Annotated in this window: 19 protein-coding genes; 11 read left to right on the top strand and 8 right to left on the bottom strand. The window is 43.5% G+C overall.

Translation table 11 applies throughout. The features are described 5' to 3' along the window. Positions 1–95: 95 nt before the first annotated feature. Positions 96–476, bottom strand: coding sequence for a DUF3127 domain-containing protein (locus T491_RS0109590; protein ID WP_028903699.1), 381 nt, complete (start codon positions 474–476; stop codon positions 96–98). Positions 477–643: 167 nt separating this feature from the next. Between T491_RS0109590 and dnaN the strand changes: the two genes are divergently transcribed. The 5 genes from dnaN to T491_RS0109565 are packed head-to-tail and all read left to right on the top strand — an operon-like array spanning position 644 to position 6,932. Next, a complete protein-coding gene (dnaN, locus tag T491_RS0109585) occupies positions 644–1,768 on the top strand; it encodes a DNA polymerase III subunit beta (protein ID WP_028903698.1) in 1,125 nt (374 codons plus the stop codon). A gap of 19 nt (positions 1,769–1,787) precedes the next feature. Next, the gene (locus tag T491_RS0109580; RefSeq protein WP_028903697.1) at positions 1,788–2,645 is read left to right on the top strand and encodes a 3'-5' exonuclease; all 858 of its coding nucleotides are present in this window, start codon (positions 1,788–1,790) and stop codon (positions 2,643–2,645) included. Beyond that, a complete protein-coding gene (locus T491_RS0109575; RefSeq protein ID WP_155950097.1) occupies positions 2,642–3,550 on the top strand; it encodes a DUF4835 family protein in 909 nt (302 codons plus the stop codon). Before T491_RS0109580 ends, T491_RS0109575 begins: the two co-directional genes overlap by 4 nt. A 6-nt stretch (positions 3,551–3,556) precedes the next feature. Further along, a complete protein-coding gene (gene recN, locus T491_RS0109570; RefSeq protein WP_028903695.1) occupies positions 3,557–5,215 on the top strand; it encodes a DNA repair protein RecN in 1,659 nt (552 codons plus the stop codon). A gap of 25 nt (positions 5,216–5,240) precedes the next feature. Beyond that, positions 5,241–6,932: a trypsin-like peptidase domain-containing protein gene (locus T491_RS0109565; RefSeq protein ID WP_028903694.1), complete on the top strand. Its 1,692-nt coding sequence runs from the start codon at positions 5,241–5,243 to the stop codon at positions 6,930–6,932. A gap of 1 nt (position 6,933) precedes the next feature. On the opposite strand, the gene dnaB is transcribed toward T491_RS0109565, so the two are convergent. From dnaB to T491_RS0109550, 3 genes are read right to left on the bottom strand one after another with little or no spacing between them, the layout of a single operon-like run. Next, positions 6,934–8,436 (bottom strand): replicative DNA helicase, encoded by a 1,503-nt coding sequence (gene dnaB, locus T491_RS0109560; protein WP_028903693.1) that lies wholly within the window; start codon positions 8,434–8,436, stop codon positions 6,934–6,936. Positions 8,437–8,473: 37 nt separating this feature from the next. Then, positions 8,474–9,088, bottom strand: a complete 615-nt coding sequence (locus T491_RS0109555; protein WP_028903692.1) for a trimeric intracellular cation channel family protein — start codon at positions 9,086–9,088, stop codon at positions 8,474–8,476. 3 nt (positions 9,089–9,091) lie between these two features. Continuing rightward, a complete protein-coding gene (locus T491_RS0109550) occupies positions 9,092–10,366 on the bottom strand; it encodes a replication-associated recombination protein A (RefSeq protein WP_028903691.1) in 1,275 nt (424 codons plus the stop codon). A gap of 109 nt (positions 10,367–10,475) precedes the next feature. On the opposite strand from T491_RS0109550, the gene T491_RS0109545 reads away from it, so the two are divergent. The 3 genes from T491_RS0109545 to T491_RS0109535 are packed head-to-tail and all read left to right on the top strand — an operon-like array spanning position 10,476 to position 14,182. Continuing rightward, positions 10,476–11,300, top strand: a complete 825-nt coding sequence (locus T491_RS0109545) for a hypothetical protein (protein ID WP_051523092.1) — start codon at positions 10,476–10,478, stop codon at positions 11,298–11,300. Positions 11,301–11,341: 41 nt separating this feature from the next. Continuing rightward, positions 11,342–13,531, top strand: a complete 2,190-nt coding sequence (locus T491_RS0109540; protein ID WP_028903689.1) for a sodium-translocating pyrophosphatase — start codon at positions 11,342–11,344, stop codon at positions 13,529–13,531. A 3-nt stretch (positions 13,532–13,534) separates the two neighbouring features. Then, a complete protein-coding gene (locus T491_RS0109535) occupies positions 13,535–14,182 on the top strand; it encodes a M15 family metallopeptidase (protein ID WP_028903688.1) in 648 nt (215 codons plus the stop codon). Here T491_RS0109535 and T491_RS16195 read toward each other — a convergent pair. Beyond that, the gene (locus T491_RS16195; protein WP_051523091.1) at positions 14,169–15,116 is read right to left on the bottom strand and encodes a D-alanyl-D-alanine carboxypeptidase family protein; all 948 of its coding nucleotides are present in this window, start codon (positions 15,114–15,116) and stop codon (positions 14,169–14,171) included. The two genes, T491_RS0109535 and T491_RS16195, sit on opposite strands and share 14 nt — an antisense overlap. Positions 15,117–15,180: 64 nt before the next feature. Between T491_RS16195 and ruvC the strand changes: the two genes are divergently transcribed. Together ruvC and T491_RS0109520 are read left to right on the top strand one after the other, a co-directional pair. After that, positions 15,181–15,744 (top strand): crossover junction endodeoxyribonuclease RuvC, encoded by a 564-nt coding sequence (ruvC, locus tag T491_RS0109525; protein ID WP_028903687.1) that lies wholly within the window; start codon positions 15,181–15,183, stop codon positions 15,742–15,744. Then, complete coding sequence (locus T491_RS0109520; protein ID WP_028903686.1) at positions 15,741–17,177, top strand: ATP-binding cassette domain-containing protein; 1,437 nt, start codon at positions 15,741–15,743, stop codon at positions 17,175–17,177. The genes ruvC and T491_RS0109520 overlap by 4 nt, the downstream gene beginning before the upstream one ends. Positions 17,178–17,180: 3 nt before the next feature. Here T491_RS0109520 and T491_RS0109515 read toward each other — a convergent pair whose 3' ends face one another. Continuing rightward, complete coding sequence (locus T491_RS0109515) at positions 17,181–17,780, bottom strand: Crp/Fnr family transcriptional regulator (RefSeq protein WP_028903685.1); 600 nt, start codon at positions 17,778–17,780, stop codon at positions 17,181–17,183. A 16-nt stretch (positions 17,781–17,796) separates the two neighbouring features. Then, positions 17,797–19,578, bottom strand: coding sequence for a translation elongation factor 4 (gene lepA, locus T491_RS0109510; RefSeq protein ID WP_028903684.1), 1,782 nt, complete (start codon positions 19,576–19,578; stop codon positions 17,797–17,799). A 102-nt stretch (positions 19,579–19,680) separates the two neighbouring features. On the opposite strand from lepA, the gene T491_RS0109505 reads away from it, so the two are divergent. Further along, positions 19,681–20,064, top strand: coding sequence for a hypothetical protein (locus T491_RS0109505; RefSeq protein WP_028903683.1), 384 nt, complete (start codon positions 19,681–19,683; stop codon positions 20,062–20,064). A gap of 58 nt (positions 20,065–20,122) precedes the next feature. Here the strand turns inward: T491_RS0109505 and T491_RS0109500 are convergent. Beyond that, positions 20,123–20,596, bottom strand: a 474-nt coding sequence (locus T491_RS0109500) for an IS3 family transposase (RefSeq protein ID WP_028903682.1), incomplete at its 5' end; no start/stop codon positions are given.

Below are 20,596 nucleotides of genomic sequence, written 5' to 3'. Positions count from 1 at the left end.
ATAATGCCGATTCTAATATCATATGCTTCACAAAAAAAATAGCCTCTAGAACACATAATTCCAGAGGCTTGTATAGATCAATGTTGGTGCCGGATTTAGAATGGCAGGTCGTCAGAAGATCCCTCGCTTACAGGCTCCTGTGCTGGTGGAAATGGTGATGTGGCTTCAGAAGGAGCTGCAGCCTGAGGAGTTGCAGCAGGCTGCTGACCACGAATAACATTGTATGCACGAACATCATTATACCAACGACCATTGTATTCACGAGCATCAATATCAAACTGAATTGTCAACTCGTCACCGTTCTGGATATTGAACTGATTAATTCTGTCTTCTCCAAAAACATTGAATACACAACGCTTAGGATACTGACCAGGAACCTCTATAACGTACTCCTGAGTCTTCCATGAATTACCTGTGCGGGCAGAAACGCCGCCACGGGCTTCCATAACGGCAATGATTTTTCCTGTTAATTCCATTATCTTTTTTGTTTTTATTTGTTGAATTTATCGTTTTCAGTGTGCGAAATTACTAAAAATAGTTTGAATAAAGAACTTTTCTGCCTTTTTTTTTGCTCATTACAACTTTTTTTTGTAATTTTGTACTCAATAATATAATATGTAGAATAATAAAATAACTATAAACTATGCGTTTTACATTATCAAGTACAGCACTGAGCTCTAAGCTCACAGCATTATCGAGAGTAATTAACAGTAAGAATGCACTCCCTATTCTGGGTGATTTCTTATTTGAGATCGACAACAATATCCTGTATCTGACAGCGTCAGACTCGGAGAATGTCATGAAGACTCAGCTTGAATTGACAAATAGCGAAGGAAACATTCGCTTTGCTATCGGCAATCATGACTTGCTTGAGGCCGTTAAGGGATTCTCAGAACAGCCAATCACTTTTGATGTGAATATGGATCAGAATCTTGCTAAGATTAGTTATCAGAACGGACTGTTCTCATTGCCTATAGACAATGCAGATGAGTATCCTATTGCCCAGCCAGTTAGCGATTTTGCGAAGTCTATCGTATTGCCTAATGCCATTCTGGCAGAGAACATCAATCGTACCATCTTTGCAACTGCTCAAGATGAGCTCCGTCCTGTGATGAATGGTATATATTTCGACCTGACACCCGATCACCTGGCTGTAGTCGCTTCTGATGGACATAAACTTGTTCGAAACAAGATTTATAGCATCAAGAGCGAAGAACCTGCTGCATTCATTCTGCCCAAGAAACCAGCTAACCTGCTAAAAAATCTGCTCGGAAAAGATGGTGGCGATGTAACGATCCGATTCGACGAGCGCAACGCTGAGGTGAACTATGGCGATGGTGTTCTACAATGCCGTCTGATTGAAGGTAGATACCCCAATTATAACTCAGTTATTCCTCAGAACAACCCCAATGAGGCTCGCTTGGACCGTTCTGCATTGTTGGCAGCTCTGCGCCGTGTTCAACCTTTTGCAAACGATTCCAGCAATCTAGTACGTTTCCACGTTGAAGGCTCTACCTTCCAACTGGATGCGGAGGACTATGACTTCTCTAAGACTGCAACAGAACGCATGACATGTGAATATAACGGTAATCCTATGAGCATCGGCTTTAAGGGTAATGCTTTTATTGAAGTACTAAGCAACATCGAGTGTTCTGAGGTTATTATTCAGTTGGCCGACTCTAGTAGAGCTGGACTGGTATTACCAAGCGAGCAGCCTGAGAATCAAGAGGTTCTGATGCTCATGATGCCTATGTTGATTAACGATTAAAAGTGGGGAGAAGGAAAAAGTGAAACTGAATCTTACAAAACCACTGGTCATCTTCGATTTGGAGACTACGGGCCTTGATTTAGTCAAGGACCGTATCATCCAGATCTCTTATATCAAAGTGTATCCTGACGGACGAGAAGAAAGGGGTAACGAACTGGTGAATCCAGAAAAGCCAATTGAGCCAATTATCACACAATTGACTGGCATTTCTAACGAAGACGTCAAGGATAAGCCTACATTCAAGCAGTTAGGAAGCATATTAGCAGAGAAATTTACTGGATGTGATTTTGCAGGCTTTAACTCCAATCATTTTGATATACCTTTACTTGCAGAAGAATTTCTCCGTGCTGGCGTAGATTTCGACTTTAGCAAGAGTAAAATGATTGATGCCCAAACCATTTTCCACAAGATGGAACGTAGAAATCTGGCTGCAGCCTATAAGTTCTATTGTGGAAGAAAGATGGAGGAAGACTTTGAGGCACATCGCGCTGATCAGGACACAGAAGCTACATATCGTGTACTGATGGGCGAACTTGACAAGTATGCACCTGGTGCCAATGAAGATCCAGAAAAAGTACTTGAGAACGACATGCAGAAACTGGCAGAGTTCTCGCGTACTAATAATAATGTAGACTTCGCAGGACGCATTGTATGGGGAGAGGTTAAAGACAAGAACGGAAATCCCCTACTCGACTCTGATGGAAATCCCCGCTTAACCGAAGTGTTCAACTTCGGTAAACACAAAGGCATCCCAGTTGCCGATGTTTTACATATTGATCCTGGCTATTATAGTTGGATACTGGCTGGAGATTTCACATACAATACAAAACAGGTTCTTACACGAATTCGTCTGCGTGAATCAAAACTTAACGGATGATTAGCAAAAAGGCTTTCGTGATAGCAATACTGACACTTGCAGTTCTGGGATTGAATGCCCAAGAACTGCAAGTTAAGGTTAATATTAATCATAGTCAGGTTCAAGGAACAGATGTGAGCGTGTTCGAAAATCTACAGAAGACCATTGAACAGCTTATGAACGAACACACTTGGACTGATTTGCAGTTTCAGAAAAACGAACGCATTCAATGCAATCTGAATATCACCGTCAGCAAATACTTGCGCGACGAGAACCGTTTCGAGTGTACAGCCCTTATTCAAGCTAATCGCCCGGTATTTAATTCTTCTTATACCTCCACCTTATATAATAATAAGGATGCAAGTTTCAATTTCTCCTTTCAGCAGTTTGACCAACTCAATTTTGCTGAAGAAAATATCGACAATCAACTGACGGCTCTTTTGGCCTATTATGCCTTCCTAATCATCGGACTTGATCTTGATAGTTTCTCCCCGTTAGGAGGAACAGATATATTACAGCGATGCCTCATTCTTGTAAATAATGCTCAAAACCTCGGCTTTCCTGGCTGGAAATCATTTGAGGACAACCGCAATCGTTTTGCTATCATCAACGATTATCTCGATGAATCGATGAAACCATTCCGTCAGTTACAATATGACTATTATCGTAAAGGCCTTGACGAAATGGCAAATAACGCAGAACGTGGTAGAACAGAGATTTCAGCATCTATAGAAAGCTGTTTATATAAAGCCCATACTGACAAGCCACTCAGTTTGCTGCCACAGATTTGGACAGATTACAAAAAGGAAGAATTGATAAATGTATACAGGAACAAAGGTACTCATAAAGAGAAACAGCGTATCTATGAAATACTGATGGAACTAAACGCCTCTCAGAATAACAGTTGGGAACAAATAACCAAATAAACCACTATGCTTAGACAATTATATATTAAGAATTTCACCCTGATAGACGAACTCGATATATCATTATACGAGGGATTCTCTGTAATCACAGGTGAAACTGGTGCTGGTAAAAGTATCATCCTCGGTGCCATTGCCTTATTACTAGGACAGCGAGCTGATTCAAAAACCATCAAACAAGGGGCTGACAAATGCATCATTGAGGCCCATTTCGACTTATCACGTTATGCAATGCAGGAATTCTTTGACGAAAATGATATCGAGTATGACGCCGAAGATTGCATTATACGACGTGAACTGACAGCTGCTGGCAAGAGTCGGGCTTTCATCAATGACACGCCTGTGGCACTTTCTATGTTGAAGGAACTTGGCGAGCAGCTAATGGATGTGCATTCACAACATCAGAACCTGTTACTAAACAAACAGGATTTTCAATTAGAGGTTGTAGATATCATTGCAAACGATGCACTGCAACTTGCCCAATATCAAAAATCATACAACGGTTTTCTTCAGGCAGAAAAGGAACTGAAAGAGATGATATCTACCATTGAGCGTAACCGTGAGAATCACGATTTCATGCAGTTCCAATATGATGAACTGGCAAATGCAAACCTCACAAAAGGAGAACAAGAAGAACTAGAGCAACGTAGTGAAACGATGGAACACTCAGAAGATATCAAGAGTGCTCTGTACACCACCGACAATGCTCTTTCTTCGGAACAAGTTGGGGCACTGGAATCATTGCGTGTATCGCTCTCTGCATTAAGAAATATAGAGAATGTCTACCCAGAAGTAGGCGAACTCGTTCAACGGATAGACAGTGACTATATAGATTTGAAAGACGTCAGCCAGGAAATCTGTAGCCTACTGGATAGTATAGACTTCGATCCCACAGAGTTAGATCAAGTCAATAACCGTCTGGATCATATATATGAACTAGAAAAGAAGTATCACGTCGAGACGGTAGAAGAGTTGATTAACAAACGCAATGAGCTACACTATCAATTAAATGCTATCGAAAATAGTGATGAATCACTCGAGGCACTTAAGACTCGTAAAAACGATTTAGAAATACGCACACGTAAAGAGGCTGAAGTATTAACAAAACTTCGTATCAAGGCAGCCAAGACCATCGAGGATGAAATGCAAAAACGACTGGTTCCATTAGGTATGCCACATGTTAGATTCAGCATCCAACTAACTGCAACGGAACTTGGTTATAAAGGATCTGATAGAGTATCGTTCCTGTTCAGTGCCAACACGTCTACCCCACTCCAACCAGTTTCCCAGGTGGCATCAGGTGGAGAAATAGCCCGTGTTATGCTATCCTTGAAAGCAATGATTAGCGGAGCCGTCAAACTTCCGACAATCATTTTCGACGAGATTGATACTGGTGTTAGTGGCAAGACTGCAGAGATGATGGCACAGATAATGAAAGAGATGGGAGGACATGGACGTCAGGTTATCAGTATCACCCATCTACCACAAATTGCGGCCTTAGGTTCTGTTCACTATAAGGTAGAAAAGAACGAGACTGCTCATGGTACGACCAGCCGAATGCATCAGCTGGCACCCGACGAACGTGTTCGGGAGATTGCCCAGATGCTGAGTGGTAGTGACATCTCTGAAGCAGCTATCCAAAATGCTAAGGAATTATTAAAGAATTAGTAACTTAATATAATATTGACATAATATGAAACTTAATAAGAAATTCATCATTGATTGTATCAAAGTAATACTTGTATTTCTTTATAGCTTTTTTCCATTATTCCTTGGAGCCCAACCCAGTTGGGTAAAAAAAGCTACAAAGTCTGTTTTCACGCTGAAGACTTTTGCAGAAGACGGATCACTGATTGGTAGTAGTAATGGGTTCTTTATAAGTACTACAGGTGATGCGCTGAGTAACTATACTCCATTCAAAGGAGCTTCTAAAGCAATAGTAATTGATGCCTCTGGTAAAGAACTACCAGTCACAAGTATCGTCGGTGTCAATGACATGTACGACGTGGTAAAGTTTCGAGTTAGCGGCAAGACTCAACCACTCACTATCAGCACAACAGCAACTCCCGTTGGCTCACAAGTATGGTTACTTCCTTATCATGAGTTGAAGAATGTACCAGCAGGAATTATTCGCAAGGCAGAAACCTTCCAAAACGAATATGAGTACTACACCGTTGCAATGTCCATGCCCAACAATACCGTTAGCACCCCACTGATTAATCAGGCTGGCGAAGTAATCGGTCTGATGCAACAACCTGCTACCGATAAAGACACATTGAGCTATGCTATAAGTGCCCGATTTGTTGACTCGCTGAGGATTTCCGGATTTGGCATGAACGAAGCTACACTTCTGCAAACAAGAATCAAGAAAGAACTGCCTGATGATGTGAAAGAAGCAGTATTAGCACTCTACATGGCCCACACGCGTCAGGATTCAGCTGCCTATGTTTCTCTGATTGAAGACTTTATCCAGAAGTTCCCCAACGCCGCTGATGGATATTTGTATCGCGCCCAACTGAAAGCTGGCCACGATGATTTTGCAGGAGCAGACCAAGATATGGAACTGGCCATTAAAAACGCACAGCAGAAAGATGATGCACACTATAACTATGCACGTCTTATATATGAAAAGATGATTTTCCAACCAAATAAAGTCTATGAAAATTGGACGTTGGATAAGGCTCTTAACGAGATTCGTACGGCAAACACCTTTAATCCTATGCCCACATACCGTCAAATGGAAGCAAACATTTTGTTTGCTCAGAATAAATATGATGAAGCGTATGATATTTACACTGAATTGACAAACACAAATCTAAAGAGCGCTGAGCTCTACTTTAACGCAGCCCGTTGTAAGGAAATGTTGAAGGATTCTACTACCATGCTGGCATTAATGGACAGCGCTATGAGCACCTTCAACAAGCCATATCTGAAAGAAGCAGCCCCTTATCTCTGGGCACGTGCTCAGGCTCGTTTGAAGGCTAACAGATATCGCGAAGCCATCGCTGATATGAATGATTACGAAGTACTGATGAAGGCTTCTATTAATGATAACTTTTACTACATCCGCCATCAAGCAGAGATTGAAGGACGCCTCTATCAACAGGCATTGAATGATATCAATCAGGCTATCGTGATGAATCCTAAGGAGACATTCTATTATGCAGAGAAAGCTTCTTTGGAGATACGTGTTGGTCTCTATGATAATGCGATTGCAACAGCAAATGAATCGCTCAGCGTTGCCCCTGATGATAGTGATGGCTATCTGTTCCTCGGAGTTGCACAGTGTTTGAAAGGAAATAAGAAAGAGGGATTGAAAAACCTGCAGAAGGCCAAGGAAATGGGCAATCTGCAGGCAGATAATCTCATTGCGAAGTATAAATGATTTAGAACGGCAATGGTTCGTCAGGTAACGGAGGTGGCAATGGGCTATCTCCGTTAATTTTTGATCCCAATATCTCACCACCGCCCATCGGTGCACGATTCTCAATTGCTTTGTCTTCAGGATTCTCGAATCGCGTAAACTCACCACGAAATGTCAGCAGTACATCACCTGTAGCACCTTTACGGTGTTTTGCTATAATAATCTGCGCCATACCATGTAGATCGCGTCCATTGTCATCCTGATAGATATGGTAGTACTCCGGACGATGTACGAAGAGCACCATATCCGCATCCTGCTCAATAGCTCCCGACTCACGCAGGTCAGATAACTGCGGACGTTTTCCCTCCAAGCCCTCACGACTCTCGACACCACGATTCAACTGACTTAAAGCCAGAATTGGAATATTCAACTCTTTAGCCAATCCTTTCAGCGAACGAGATATAGTTGACACCTCTTCCTGTCGGCTACTGAAGCGCATACCGTTTGCATTCATCAATTGAAGATAGTCAATCATAATCAACTTCACACCATGCTCACGAACCAGTCGTCGAGCCTTAGTACGAAGTTCAAATACTGAAAGACCAGGTGTATCATCTACATAGAGAGGTGCACCTAGCAACTGATTGATATTCTTATCTAACCGCTCCCACTCATCGCGTTGCAACTGTCCGTTCAGAATCTTAGAGCCCTGAATCTCGCAGGCATTTGAAATAAGACGGTTAACCAGCTGAACATTCGACATTTCAAGCGAGAAAAAAGCCATCGGCACACGCATATCAGCCGCAATATTCTTAGCCATAGAGAGAGCAAAAGACGTTTTACCCATCGCAGGTCGGCCAGCAATAATCACTAAATCAGATGCCTGCCATCCACTGGTCATATCGTCGAGTTTGAAATAACCTGTTGACACACCAGTCAGTCCATCGGTATTTCGAGCAGCATCCTGTATTCCTTTAACAGCCAGAGAAATTACTGGATCTATAGCTGTATAATCTTTCTTCATATTATGCTGAGACAGTTCAAAAAGCGAACCTTCCGCCTCCTGCATAAGGTCTTCTACATCAATGGTCTCATCAAAGGCCTTAGTCTGTATCATGCTCGAGAAAGATATAAGCTGACGAGCTAATGACTTCTGAGCGATAATGTTAGCATGATATTCAATATTGGCGGATGATGCTACGTTCGAGCTCAATTCTGCGACATATCCAGGACCGCCTACTTGCTCCAAATTACCAGACTTTGCCAACTGGTCTGTTACTGTCAGGATGTCAACCGGTTTCTCCTCCATACTCAGGTCACGTATGGCGGCATAAACCATCTGGTTACGAGGTTCATAGAAGCTCTCTGGCCGTAGTATCTCACAAACCACAGCATAGGCATCCTTATCAATCATCAACGCACCTAGAACAGCCCTTTCTATCTCAGTAGCCTGCGGTTGCAGGTGACCAAACGTTGGGTCAACCGGTTGGTTGCTTTTCCTTCTTCTATTTGTTTGTTCTGCCATCTTATTTATTTGAATATTTCTCAATTATATATTTTGATTATTTCTCCTTCAGTACTGGGAGTGAAAGGTGGTATCGTACTGCCAGAAACCTAATCATGCAGGTTACTGTGAAACTTATACCTGCGCTGATCTCTGCAGGCAATCCTAATTCTGCAAGTCCCCAATACGCGATACCGCCTATCACGCATGCCATCGCATAAATCTCCTTGTGAAAAATAACCGGCTCATTGTTCAACAACACATCACGGATCACGCCACCAGCCGAACCTGTAATACAACCCATAATAATAGCAACCCAAAAAGGTTGTCCAAAGGCCAAACTTTTCTGAATACCCGCAATAGTAAACAAAGCCAGTCCCAATGTATCAAACACAAACCACGCGTTTTTCAAAGGTTCCATCCACTTGCCAAACAAGACTACCGTTAAAAGGGCAACACCAGTGCATATCAGATAAATCGAGTTGGTCATCCAGAATGGTGTTGTTCCTAGCATTAAATCACGGATAGTACCACCACCGATAGCCACAGCCACACCACACACATACCCGCCAAACCAGTCAAAATGCTTGGCAGCAGCATGTCGGATTCCCGATATGGCAAAGGCAAATGTGCCTAACAATTCAATAATTGCTATAATCAGATTCTGCTCCATAAATCAATCTTCGTATCGTTTTCCCCAGTAGTTAACCATACGCTGATACATTTTCTCCTCGGTTGGATTATGCTGGCCGTGCCAGATACGCTCCTCTTTCAAGGCATCAGGCATATATTGTTGCGGTGTGAAATGTCCCGCATAATCGTGGGGATATTTATAACCGTCATGATACCCTAATTCCTTCATTAACTGCGTTGGCGCATTACGTATGGGAAGTGGAACCGGCTGGTCACCCGTACGACGTACCAAATCGAGTGCAGTATCAATACCAAGATAAGCACTGTTGCTTTTGGGGGAAGTTGCAAGATAAACAGTAGCCTCGGCTAAAGGTATTCTACCCTCAGGCCATCCTAGCTTTAGTATGGCATCATAGGCCGTGTTGGCTAATAGTAGAGCGTTCGGATTTGCCAGACCGATATCTTCAGCGGCGCTGATAACAAGTCGGCGAGCAATGAACTGCGGGTCTTCGCCTCCTTCAATCATTCGTGCCAACCAATAAAGCGCCGCATCTGGATCAGAACCACGAATACTCTTGATAAAGGCAGAGATGATATCATAATGCATCTCACCATCCTTATCATAGGCTAAAGGATTCTGTTGGAGTCGATTAACCACCTTTTCATTTGTTATTACGACTTCATTCTTTGCTTCAGCTTCTACAATTAACTCTAAGATATTTAGTAGTTTACGAGCATCACCACCACTATATCTAAACATAGCGTCAGTTTCCTCGAGCTTAATAGTTCTCTCTTTCAGAATAACATCCTTTTGGATAGCGCGATTAAGCAATTTGAGCAGATCTGCCTTTTCCAGCGACTTCAGGACATAGAGTTGACATCTAGATAGCAAGGGTCTGATAACCTCAAACGAAGGATTTTCTGTGGTAGCACCAATTAGGGTAACGATACCTTTCTCGACAGCTCCCAGTAAGGAGTCTTGTTGGGATTTAGAAAAACGATGTATTTCGTCGATAAATAAAATTGGTGAAGCTTCATTAAAGAATCTCCCCTTCTGCGCCTTCTCAATCACCTCACGCACATCCTTGACACCACTAGTTACAGCTGATAGTGTATAAAAAGGTGTTTCTAACTTATGAGCAATAATCTGTGCAAGTGTCGTCTTACCTACTCCAGGAGGTCCCCATAGGATAAACGAAGGTATTCGTCCTGCGTCAATCATCTTACGCAGAACAGCTCCCTCGCCTACCAAATGTTCCTGTCCGATATACTCGTCTAAAGTGCGAGGACGTAGTCTTTCAGCCAATGGTTGTGCCATAATCGGGCACAAAGTTACGCTAAATTACGAAAATTACAAAAAATATTGCCTAAAAACTTGCTAATAAAAAATAAAGTGGTTACATTTGCACCAAATTTAGTATCATATTATGGCAAGAACAAAAGTACAACAACCGGAAAGTAATCCGTCATTATCAATTAAGTCAGTAACCAAGAGTAGTGTTTGGGACATTCAGGAGAACGATGTAATCCGTATGTGGGAAGCTGCTTGCAAGGATGCAGAAGTAAAAGAGAACGTGAAGCACTATATCCAGATTTTTAAGAGTGCATTCTTCATTGAGGATCTTCGTGAAGACTCTGCCCCAGTACGCAAAAGTTATGAGAACCGTGGCTATAAGGTAGCTGTTATCAAGTTCGACGATAACATGAAGTTTATATGGGCTATCAAGAAGCGTCCAATTTCACGTGTTACAGACTTGACCTATGAGAATATCCGTCATATCAGTGCTACCCAGTTACTCGAGGTTATCGACCGCAATTTTGGTGGAGGTTGGGATTCGTTGTCTCAGTCTGTTCAGGACGTTATCCAAAGCGGCTTTGATATCTCCACCACCACTCTTCCTAAAGACCGCCTGCACAAAAAAGGTGGCATGTACGACAAGAAAGTAGAGGATGGATATGAGGTTCTCGAAGTAGCAAAGGGAGGCTGGGTTGAAGCCATCTTCGCCAAATTGAAACCAGAGGAAATCAAACTCCGTATGCAGTTGCGTAACGGCGATGATGACGATTTCGATGAGGACGACGATTCTGACGTTATCGTGGAAGACAACTATAGTTCACACGACGAGGAAGATGAAGAAGTAGATGGACCTAACGATGATGATATCACCGAGGACAACTACTCAACAATGATGGATCTTGGCAATGAGAACGACGAAGAGTCGACTGAGCTAATCGACTTCACTGACGAGTAAGTTTTTCTAATCAACAAATCCAATAAAACTAAAACCTATCTATTATGATGATTCCCAAAGTATTCTGGCTAGTGCCCGTCGCATCGATTGTGGCACTAGCTATGGCGTACTATTTCTTCACGCAGATGATGAAGGCCGATGAAGGCACGCCACGCATGAAAGAGATTGCGCTTTACGTGCGCAAGGGTGCAATGGCTTATTTGAAACAACAGTACAAAGTTGTAGGCATTGTTTTTGCAGTGCTCTGCGTACTGTTTGCCTTCATGGCCTATGGACTTAATGTACAGAACCCTTGGGTTCCGTTTGCTTTCCTAACAGGTGGATTCTTCTCAGGGTTGGCAGGATTCTTTGGTATGAAAACTGCCACTTACGCTTCCGCTCGCACTGCTAACGCCGCACGCGAGAGTCTTGATGCGGGACTGAAGATTGCTTTCCGTTCTGGCGCCGTAATGGGGCTGACCGTTGTAGGATTAGGTTTGCTCGACATTGCCATTTGGTTCGTCGTACTCAATTTCTTCGATGCAGATGGTCTGATCTCAATAACGACAACCATGCTGACATTTGGCATGGGAGCTTCAACTCAAGCCCTGTTTGCGCGTGTGGGTGGTGGTATCTACACTAAGGCAGCCGATGTGGGTGCAGATATTGTTGGCAAGGTAGAGGCTGATATCCCAGAGGATGATCCACGCAACCCTGCCACTATTGCCGATAACGTTGGTGATAATGTTGGTGATGTAGCAGGTATGGGTGCCGATTTGTACGAAAGTTATTGCGGTTCAGTTTTGTCTACCGCAGCGCTTGGAGCAGCCGCTTTTGGGATAGCAGGCTTAGACATTCAACTCAAGGCTGTTATTGCCCCGATGCTGATTGCTGCCGTAGGTGTATTCCTCTCTCTTCTTGGCATTTTCCTAGTACGCACCAAGGAAGGAGCAACCATGAAAGATTTGCTGCACTCCCTCTCTGTAGGAACCAATGTCAGCGCAATCCTTATAGCAGCAGCAACCTTTGCCATTCTCTATCTACTGGGAATCGAAAACTGGCTTGGTCTTTCATTCTCCGTTATCTCCGGTTTAGCCGCAGGTGTAATTATCGGTCAGGCTACCGAATACTATACCTCACATTCGTACAAACCTACCCAGAAGATTTCGGAGGCTGGCCAGACCGGAGCTGCAACTGTGATCATCAAAGGTATCGGAACTGGTATGATTTCAACATGCGTACCTGTTATCACCATCGGTATAGCTATCATGCTCAGCTATCTCTGTGCCAACGGCTTCGATCTCTCGATGACATCTACTTCGCTTGCTCATGGCCTATATGGTATCGGTATTGCAGCCGTAGGTATGCTTTCAACACTCGGTATCACTTTAGCAACCGACGCCTATGGTCCTATCGCTGATAATGCTGGCGGAAACGCAGAAATGTCGAGTTTAGGCAAAGAGGTTCGCCATCGTACTGATGCGCTCGATGCTTTGGGCAACACAACAGCTGCTACAGGAAAGGGCTTCGCCATCGGTTCCGCCGCTCTAACAGCTCTGGCTCTTTTAGCTTCGTACATCGAAGAGATTAAGATAGCAATGACACGTGCAGGTGTTATGATGGAGAATGTGAAAGGCGAACTGATTTCAGCCGCCGATGCCAATATTCCAGACTTCATGAACTTCTTCCAGGTTAACTTAATGAATCCAAAAGTGCTGGTTGGTACTTTTGTTGGTGCAATGGCCGCCTTCCTGTTCTGTGGAATGACCATGGAGGCAGTAGGTCGTGCTGCCGAGAAGATGGTTCAAGAGGTTCGTCGCCAGTTCCGCGAAATTGCCGGCATATTAGAAGGTACCGGAACACCCGACTATGGCCGTTGCGTTGAAATCTCCACCCGTGCTGCTCAGCACGAGATGATTATTCCATCAGTCCTGGCCATCATTATCCCAATCGTCGTTGGATGTGTTTTAGGCGTAGCTGGTGTACTTGGTCTTCTTGTAGGCGGTTTGGCAGGTGGTTTCACCCTCGCCGTATTCATGGCCAACGCTGGTGGTGCATGGGATAACGCAAAGAAGAACATCGAGGAAGGCGCTTTTGGTGGTAAAGGCTCGTTTGCCCATAAAGCCTGCATCGTTGGTGATACTGTTGGCGATCCATTTAAAGACACCTCCGGCCCATCTCTCAACATTCTGATCAAGCTCATGTCAATGGTGAGCATAGTGATGGCTGGTCTTACAGTTGCATTTATGTAATTTATGAAGAAATTATTATCAATAATTACTATCTGGCTTTGCAGCACTATCTGCGCGCAAAGCCAGATTTTTACCTCTTCCGCTATCCCCGATAGCATATGGGCAACCATGCAGGGTAAAACTTGGAACAAAAATCCTTACATCAAACGCAGCGATTTGCGCTACCTCAGAATCTCGCATATCGACCTTGAAGGTCGCACCCATGTGGGCGAAATGGTTTGCAACAAGTTGATAGCAGAAAAACTATTGGCGATATTCAGCGAACTGTATAAGGCGCACTATCCTATCCAACAGATGCGTCTGCCCGATGTGTACGATGCCGACGACGAGCGCCAGATGCGCGCCAATAACACTAGCTGTTTCTGTTATCGAAACATCTCGGAGTCTAAAAATCTGTCAAAACATGCCCGCGGATTAGCCGTAGATATCAATCCACTTTATAATCCTTATATACGTTATAGTAAAAAAGATGGCAGTCAGATTGTAGAGCCCGCAAATGCTAGGAAATACATTAATCGCACAGCAAAATTCCCTTACAAAATTACACGTAACGGTTTGTGTTACAAACTATTCACAAAATATGGTTTTATATGGGGCGGTGCTTGGCGAACCAAGAAAGACTACCAGCATTTCGAATTCAATGTACGATAGATTTCGTTTGATAGTATGCCTGCATCACTCGGAAACCATAATCCAAAAGTGCAGCCGATTCTATAAACCTACTTTTAAACGTGCGACTGTTCAGTAGTACCAGTGTTAAAGAAATTCCACTTCTGGTAGCCGATGAGGCCAAACAATAGCCAGCCTGACGGGTATAACCTGTCTTGATACCAGTACAACCTTCATACGTATGGAGTAAAGCGTTGGAGTTACGACAAGCCAGATGGCGACCATCCGTTAGCGGTATATTTTTCTCAGCAGTACCAACGATGACAGCAAAAGCACTATCACGCATACAATAGCGTGCAAGTTTTATCAAATCAGCAGCACTACTGAAGTTATTATCGTTAGGCATACCATTCGGATTGGCAAAATGTGTACTATCCATACCCAGATACATAGCTTTACGGTTCATCATATCATAGAACTGCAACGTGTCGCCCGCCACTTGTTTTGCTAACGCATAAGCAGCATCATTGTCACTAATCATCATCATCTCGTATAATAAGTCGTTCATCAGATATTCATCACCCAATCTTACACGTGAATCCTTATTAATAAAAACATCACTGGTAATCTCTATACTATCCGCTAACCGGCCATTTTCCAACACCAACAGACAGGTCATCATCTTTGTGATTGATGCCATATAACGACGCGCAAATGCATTTTTCTGACTGATAATGATACCTGTCGAATCATCCACCAGCATCCAAGCATCAGCACTGAGAGAATCGAGTTTCGTACGCCCCTGTACCGTATCTGTATTTACAAACATCATCAACGATGTACTATCAATATGACTAACAGCCATCAGTCGGGCCTGTTCTGGGGTAATATCGCTATCCTCACGTTGTCCTGATCTGCACGATGCCACAAACAATAGTAGCATCCATGTAACAAATATAGTACCTATATGTTTCATTTCGTGTGCAAAATTACTAATATTTTTGGAATTTTGCTATATTATTAGTAAATTTGCAGCCGAAATGGAAAAAATAATACTTGGCATTGATCCTGGAACGAATTTGATGGGTTACGGACTGCTGAAGGTCATCGACGGGAAAGCGCAAATGATAACGATGGGAGTTATCGATCTGCGGAAATTTCCAGATGCCTATTTGAAATTAGGTCATATCTTCGAGCGCGTAACCAGTATCATTGATGGTTTCCTGCCCGACGAGATGGCTATCGAAGCCCCCTTTTTCGGCAAGAATGTCCAATCTATGCTGAAGTTAGGTCGCGCTCAAGGAACTGCCATAGCAGCCGCCGTCCATCATGGAGTCCCCATTCATGAATATGCCCCGATGAAAATTAAGATGGCACTAACGGGCAATGGAATGGCCTCAAAAGAACAGGTAGCAGGAATGCTTCAGAGACTTCTGAAAATTCCTTCAAAGGAGATGGGCAAGTATATGGATGCTACCGACGCCTTGGCAGCAGCCTACTGCCACTTTCTACAGATGGGGCGTCCAGAAAGTCCTGTGAAGTATCGTGGTTGGAAAGACTTTATTAATAAAAATCAAGAGAAAGTATCTAAAAGAAAAATATGAGGATCATCGAATTAAAGAATGCTATAGCACGCAAGCCAGAATGGAGTTTGGCAGAACCTGTTGACTTTTGGCTTGACGAAGGAGAACATGTAGCTATTGTTGGCCGTAATGGCGGCGGAAAAAGTATGCTAATCGATATGATCACCGGCCGCCATCCCGTATTTCCGGATATGATAAGTTATGCTTTCGACGAACCCTATAACAACATCAAACACATCACATTTCGTGATACATACGGTGGTGACAACGACCGGACATACTTTCTACAACAACGATGGAACCAAACGGAAATTGACGAGGATACACCAACCGTTGGCAATAAACTTGAAGAAGCCTTCCTGTTATCAGGCGAAGACACCCCTGAACGCCGTGCTTTCCAACAGCATATTTATAAACTTTTCCATCTCGATGAACTGCTTGATAAATATATCATCCTGCTGAGCAGTGGCGAACTGCGCAAATTCAAACTCGCAGCAAGCCTGTTTACCAGACCTCGCGTACTCATCATCGAGAACCCCTTTATTGGACTTGATGCTGAAACTCGTGACCAGGTCAATGAATTACTTCTTCAGTTGTCTAAGGAACAGGATATGCAAATAATTTTAGTGCTATCTAAGATGGACGAGATTCCCGAGTTTGTTACCCGTGTCATCAAACTAAATGAGCTACGCTTTGTATCCGATATCAAGGTAAAGACCGAATTTCCTATCGAACGCTGTCCTCTGGCTATCGAGGATATCTGCAAGGATGTCATTCCCCCACTCCCACAGGAAATTATCAAGTTCAACCATGTCACTATTCGCTATGGCGAACGAACCATTCTGAAAGATCTTAACTGGGTGGTCCTCAAGGGTGAACATTGGTCACTATCAGGTCAGAATGGCTCCGGCAAGTCCACCCTACTCTCTTTGGTATGTGCAGACAACCCTCAGAGTTACGCCTGTGACATTTCCCTGTTTGGTCGTAAGCGTGGTTCTGGCGAGAGTATATGGGAGATCAAGAAGCATATCGGTTACGTCTCGCCAGAGATGCACAGAAGCTACAAGCAGAATCTTCCCGCCATTCAGATTGTAGCCAGTGGTTTTAAAGACACCATTGGCCTGTACTACCGTCCTACTCAGGAGGAGAAAGAATTATGCATTGAATGGATGAATCTCTTTGGCATTAAGCATCTGGCTGATCGTCGTTTTCTTGAGATGTCAAGTGGTGAACAACGCCTGGTTCTTCTTGCTCGTGCTTTTGTCAAAAGTCCTGATCTATTGATTCTTGACGAGCCCCTTCATGGTCTCGACTTATGCAACCGCAACCTGGTTAAGACAATAGTAGACCGCTATATGTACGAGAACCCAGAGCGTACGTTGATCTATGTGACCCATTACGAAAATGAGTTACCGAATTGTATCGATAACTCACTCTATCTGTTAAGACATTAGTCTTTATTTCTCCATCAATGCCGCAGTACGTACCCTCGACAGCGTCTCGGGGGTCATCTGTAGGTAGCTGGCAATATAGACCAGTGGCGCACGCAGCACAAGTTGCGGCTGATTCTTTACCAATTTCTGGTACCGGTCCTGCGCACTCTCAAAGCGCAACATGTCAGCATGGTGCTGTGAAAGGATCAGGCTCTCCTCAAGAATCTTACGGTACAGTATCTGGATATTCACGCTTTTCATAGCCACAGCCTCCAGTTCTGCCTTGGGCAGGGCAATAAGAATAGTAGGCTCGAGCGCCTTTATCTGCAACTGTGAAGGCTGCTCACGGAACAAACTTTCGATACACATCACGATGTTGTTCTCTGTCGCCATATATTCGGTCAACTCCTTATCGTTTTTGAAGTAATACTGACGCACCAATCCGCGTACCACCCAATAAATGTTAGTACATACCTCGCCTTCTTTCAGAACGAACTCGTTCTTGGCGAATTTCATTGGAACAAGAATGCTCTCGAGCAAGTCGAGCTCATCATGCGTCATTGTACTGTATCGACGGGCTAATTCACGTGCCACATCTCTTGTTGTCAAGCTAACATTTGCCATAGATTATCGTTTGTTTTTAGTCCAATTTCAATACTGCGAGGAAAGCCTTCTGCGGCACTTCCACATTACCGATCTGCTTCATTCTCTTCTTGCCACGCTTCTGTTTCTCCAGCAACTTACGCTTACGACTCACGTCACCACCATAACATTTGGCAGTCACATCCTTACGTACCTGCTTCACAGTCTCACGGGCTATGATTTTAGCACCAATAGCAGCCTGGATAGCTATGTCAAACTGCTGACGCGGAATCAGCTCCTTCAGTTTTTCACACATACGACGACCAAAAGTCACTGCATTGTCCTGGTGCGTCAGCGTTGATAGTGCATCCACGGGTTCGCCATTAAGCAGGATATCCAGCTTTGCGAGCTTCGAGGGACGGAAGCCATCGATATGGTAATCGAATGACGCATATCCCTTCGATACTGATTTAAGCTTATCGTAGAAGTCGATCACAATCTCACCCAACGGCAACATAAAATGTAATTCGATACGGTTTCCACTGACATACTGCTGGTCGAGCAACTCACCACGCTTATCAAGACAGAGTGTCATGATGGGGCCGATAAAATCGGCAGCAGTAATAATAGAAGCACGGATATAGGGCTCCTCGATATGATCGATCAGAGTCAAATCCGGAAGGCCTGAAGGATTGTGCACCTCTTTAACCTCACCTTGCTTGGTATAGCACATATAGCTAACGTTTGGCACAGTGGTAATTACATCCATATCAAACTCTCGGTCCAATCGTTCCTGGATAATCTCCATATGGAGCAATCCAAGGAAACCGCAACGGAAACCAAATCCAAGCGCTACTGAGCTTTCGGGCATGAATGTGAGCGATGCATCATTCAATTGTAGTTTTTCAAGTGAGGCACGCAGGTTCTCGTAGTCAGCAGGATCAATAGGATAAACACCGGCAAACACCATGGGCTTAACCTCTTGGAAGCCCTCAATAGCTTTATCACAAGGTAAAGCCACATGGGTAATGGTATCGCCGACCTTAACCTCCTTCGAGTTTTTGATACCACTGATAATATATCCCACATCGCCTGTCTTCAGTTCTTTGCGGGGTATCATATCCATCTTCAGCACACCAATCTCATCTGCGTCATACTCCATACCTGTATTAAAGAACTTCACATGGTCGCCACTTTTAATCGAGCCGTTTACGATTTTAAAGTACGCAATAATACCACGGAAGGAATTGAAAACAGAGTCGAAAATGAGCGCCTGAAGTGGTGCCTTCTCATCACCCACAGGGTGTGGGATACGCTCTACCACAGCATTCAATATCTCCTCAACGCCCTCACCGGTTTTACCTGAAGCGCGGATAATATCCTCGCGATCACATCCAATCAGATCGATAATCTCATCCTCCACCTCATCGGGCATAGCGCTGGGCATATCAATCTTATTAATGACAGGGATAATCTCTAGATTATGATCAATAGCCATATAGAGGTTAGAAATCGTCTGAGCCTGCACACCCTGAGTAGCATCAACAACCAATAACGCACCCTCACAAGCAGCAATAGAACGAGACACTTCGTATGAGAAGTCAACGTGTCCTGGGGTATCAATCAGGTTCAGGATATATTTCTCTCCCTGATAAGTATATTCCATCTGGATGGCATGACTCTTAATGGTGATTCCACGTTCACGCTCCAGATCCATATCATCGAGCATCTGCCCCTCAGTCACCTGAATTGTCTTAGTGTACTCTAACAGTCTGTCGGCCAGAGTAGATTTCCCGTGATCAATATGGGCTATAATGCAGAAATTTCTTATATGATTCATTGTAGATTCTATGCTTTAAAGTGCAAAGGTATAAAAAAAGTCTCAGAAATCGCATATTTTTGCTTTTTTTTGTATCTTTGCAGCCAAAAAATAGCATTCATTATGAAAAAGTATTGGATATTGGCATTATTCGCCATATTATTGACAGCCTGTCAGGAGTCACTCGAGGATCGTGCAGAGCGCGACGCCAAGGATTACACACGCAAGCATTGTCCCACTGCAATGGACGAGACCACCATCATCGATAGTCTAACATTTGAGCGTGATACACGTACTGTACACTACTATTACAGATTGACCGGTGTAGCAGATGATGCCAATCTGAACAAGGACGAAGCCGTAAATACATTGAAGCAGTCACTCAAGAATAGCACGGCCGTCAAGGCATATAAGGATGCGAAGTTCCGCTTCGCCTATACCTACCACTCCGAAAAGGACCCGAAGAAAATTCTTCTGGATGTAGTATTCACAGATAAAGATTATTAAAGAAAAGTCCCTCACCACATGTGATGTGACCCCGAAAAGTTGGACGATTAATTAAATATTAATTATTTATCTCTCTATAGTAGTGAGCTCGGTATATAGCCGGGCTCATTCCTTTTAATCTCAGTTTTATTCTTTTATTGTTATACCACCATATATATTTTTTCAGTTCTCGTTCAAACTCTTCGATAGATTCAAAATGATTCACGTATAGCAATTCGTTCTTCATCAGTCCGAAGAAATTTTCCATCATAGCATTGTCCAGACAGTTGCCTTTCCTTGACATGCTTTGCACTATTCCATGGTCTTTGAGCATCTTCTGATACATCATGTGCTGATAATGCCATCCCTGATCAGAGTGTAATACCAGACCATCTGTATTGTGATGCTGCTTAAATGCCTTTCTAAGCATAGTTGTGACCATCTCCAGGTTCGGACTATTAGATATACTGTAAGAGATAATCTCTCCATTGAACATATCCAATATAGGCGAAAGATATACCCTCTTGTCGTTGATACATACCTGAGTAACATC

Origin of the sequence: Prevotella sp. P6B4 (assembly GCF_000619985.1) — a bacterium.
GTDB lineage: Bacteria > Bacteroidota > Bacteroidia > Bacteroidales > Bacteroidaceae > Prevotella.
The sequence above is the reverse complement of the archived record's forward strand: the minus strand, read 5'-3'. Positions and strand labels throughout refer to the sequence as shown.

Excerpts from the sequence above, each read along its gene's own strand:
- T491_RS0109550 (WP_028903691.1), bottom strand. The coding sequence starts at position 10,366 with ATGGCACAACCATTGGCTGAAAGACTACGTCCTCGCACTTTAGACGAG.
- T491_RS0109575 (WP_155950097.1), top strand. The coding sequence starts at position 2,642 with ATGATTAGCAAAAAGGCTTTCGTGATAGCAATACTGACACTTGCAGTT.
- recN (WP_028903695.1), top strand. The coding sequence starts at position 3,557 with ATGCTTAGACAATTATATATTAAGAATTTCACCCTGATAGACGAACTC.
- dnaB (WP_028903693.1), bottom strand. The coding sequence starts at position 8,436 with ATGGCAGAACAAACAAATAGAAGAAGGAAAAGCAACCAACCGGTTGAC.
- ruvC (WP_028903687.1), top strand. The coding sequence starts at position 15,181 with ATGGAAAAAATAATACTTGGCATTGATCCTGGAACGAATTTGATGGGT.
- T491_RS0109545 (WP_051523092.1), top strand. The coding sequence starts at position 10,476 with ATGGCAAGAACAAAAGTACAACAACCGGAAAGTAATCCGTCATTATCA.
- T491_RS0109555 (WP_028903692.1), bottom strand. The coding sequence starts at position 9,088 with ATGGAGCAGAATCTGATTATAGCAATTATTGAATTGTTAGGCACATTT.
- T491_RS0109515 (WP_028903685.1), bottom strand. The coding sequence starts at position 17,780 with ATGGCAAATGTTAGCTTGACAACAAGAGATGTGGCACGTGAATTAGCC.
- T491_RS0109565 (WP_028903694.1), top strand. The coding sequence starts at position 5,241 with ATGAAACTTAATAAGAAATTCATCATTGATTGTATCAAAGTAATACTT.
- dnaN (WP_028903698.1), top strand. The coding sequence starts at position 644 with ATGCGTTTTACATTATCAAGTACAGCACTGAGCTCTAAGCTCACAGCA.
- T491_RS0109520 (WP_028903686.1), top strand. The coding sequence starts at position 15,741 with ATGAGGATCATCGAATTAAAGAATGCTATAGCACGCAAGCCAGAATGG.
- T491_RS16195 (WP_051523091.1), bottom strand. The coding sequence starts at position 15,116 with ATGAAACATATAGGTACTATATTTGTTACATGGATGCTACTATTGTTT.
- lepA (WP_028903684.1), bottom strand. The coding sequence starts at position 19,578 with ATGAATCATATAAGAAATTTCTGCATTATAGCCCATATTGATCACGGG.
- T491_RS0109535 (WP_028903688.1), top strand. The coding sequence starts at position 13,535 with ATGAAGAAATTATTATCAATAATTACTATCTGGCTTTGCAGCACTATC.
- T491_RS0109505 (WP_028903683.1), top strand. The coding sequence starts at position 19,681 with ATGAAAAAGTATTGGATATTGGCATTATTCGCCATATTATTGACAGCC.
- T491_RS0109590 (WP_028903699.1), bottom strand. The coding sequence starts at position 476 with ATGGAATTAACAGGAAAAATCATTGCCGTTATGGAAGCCCGTGGCGGC.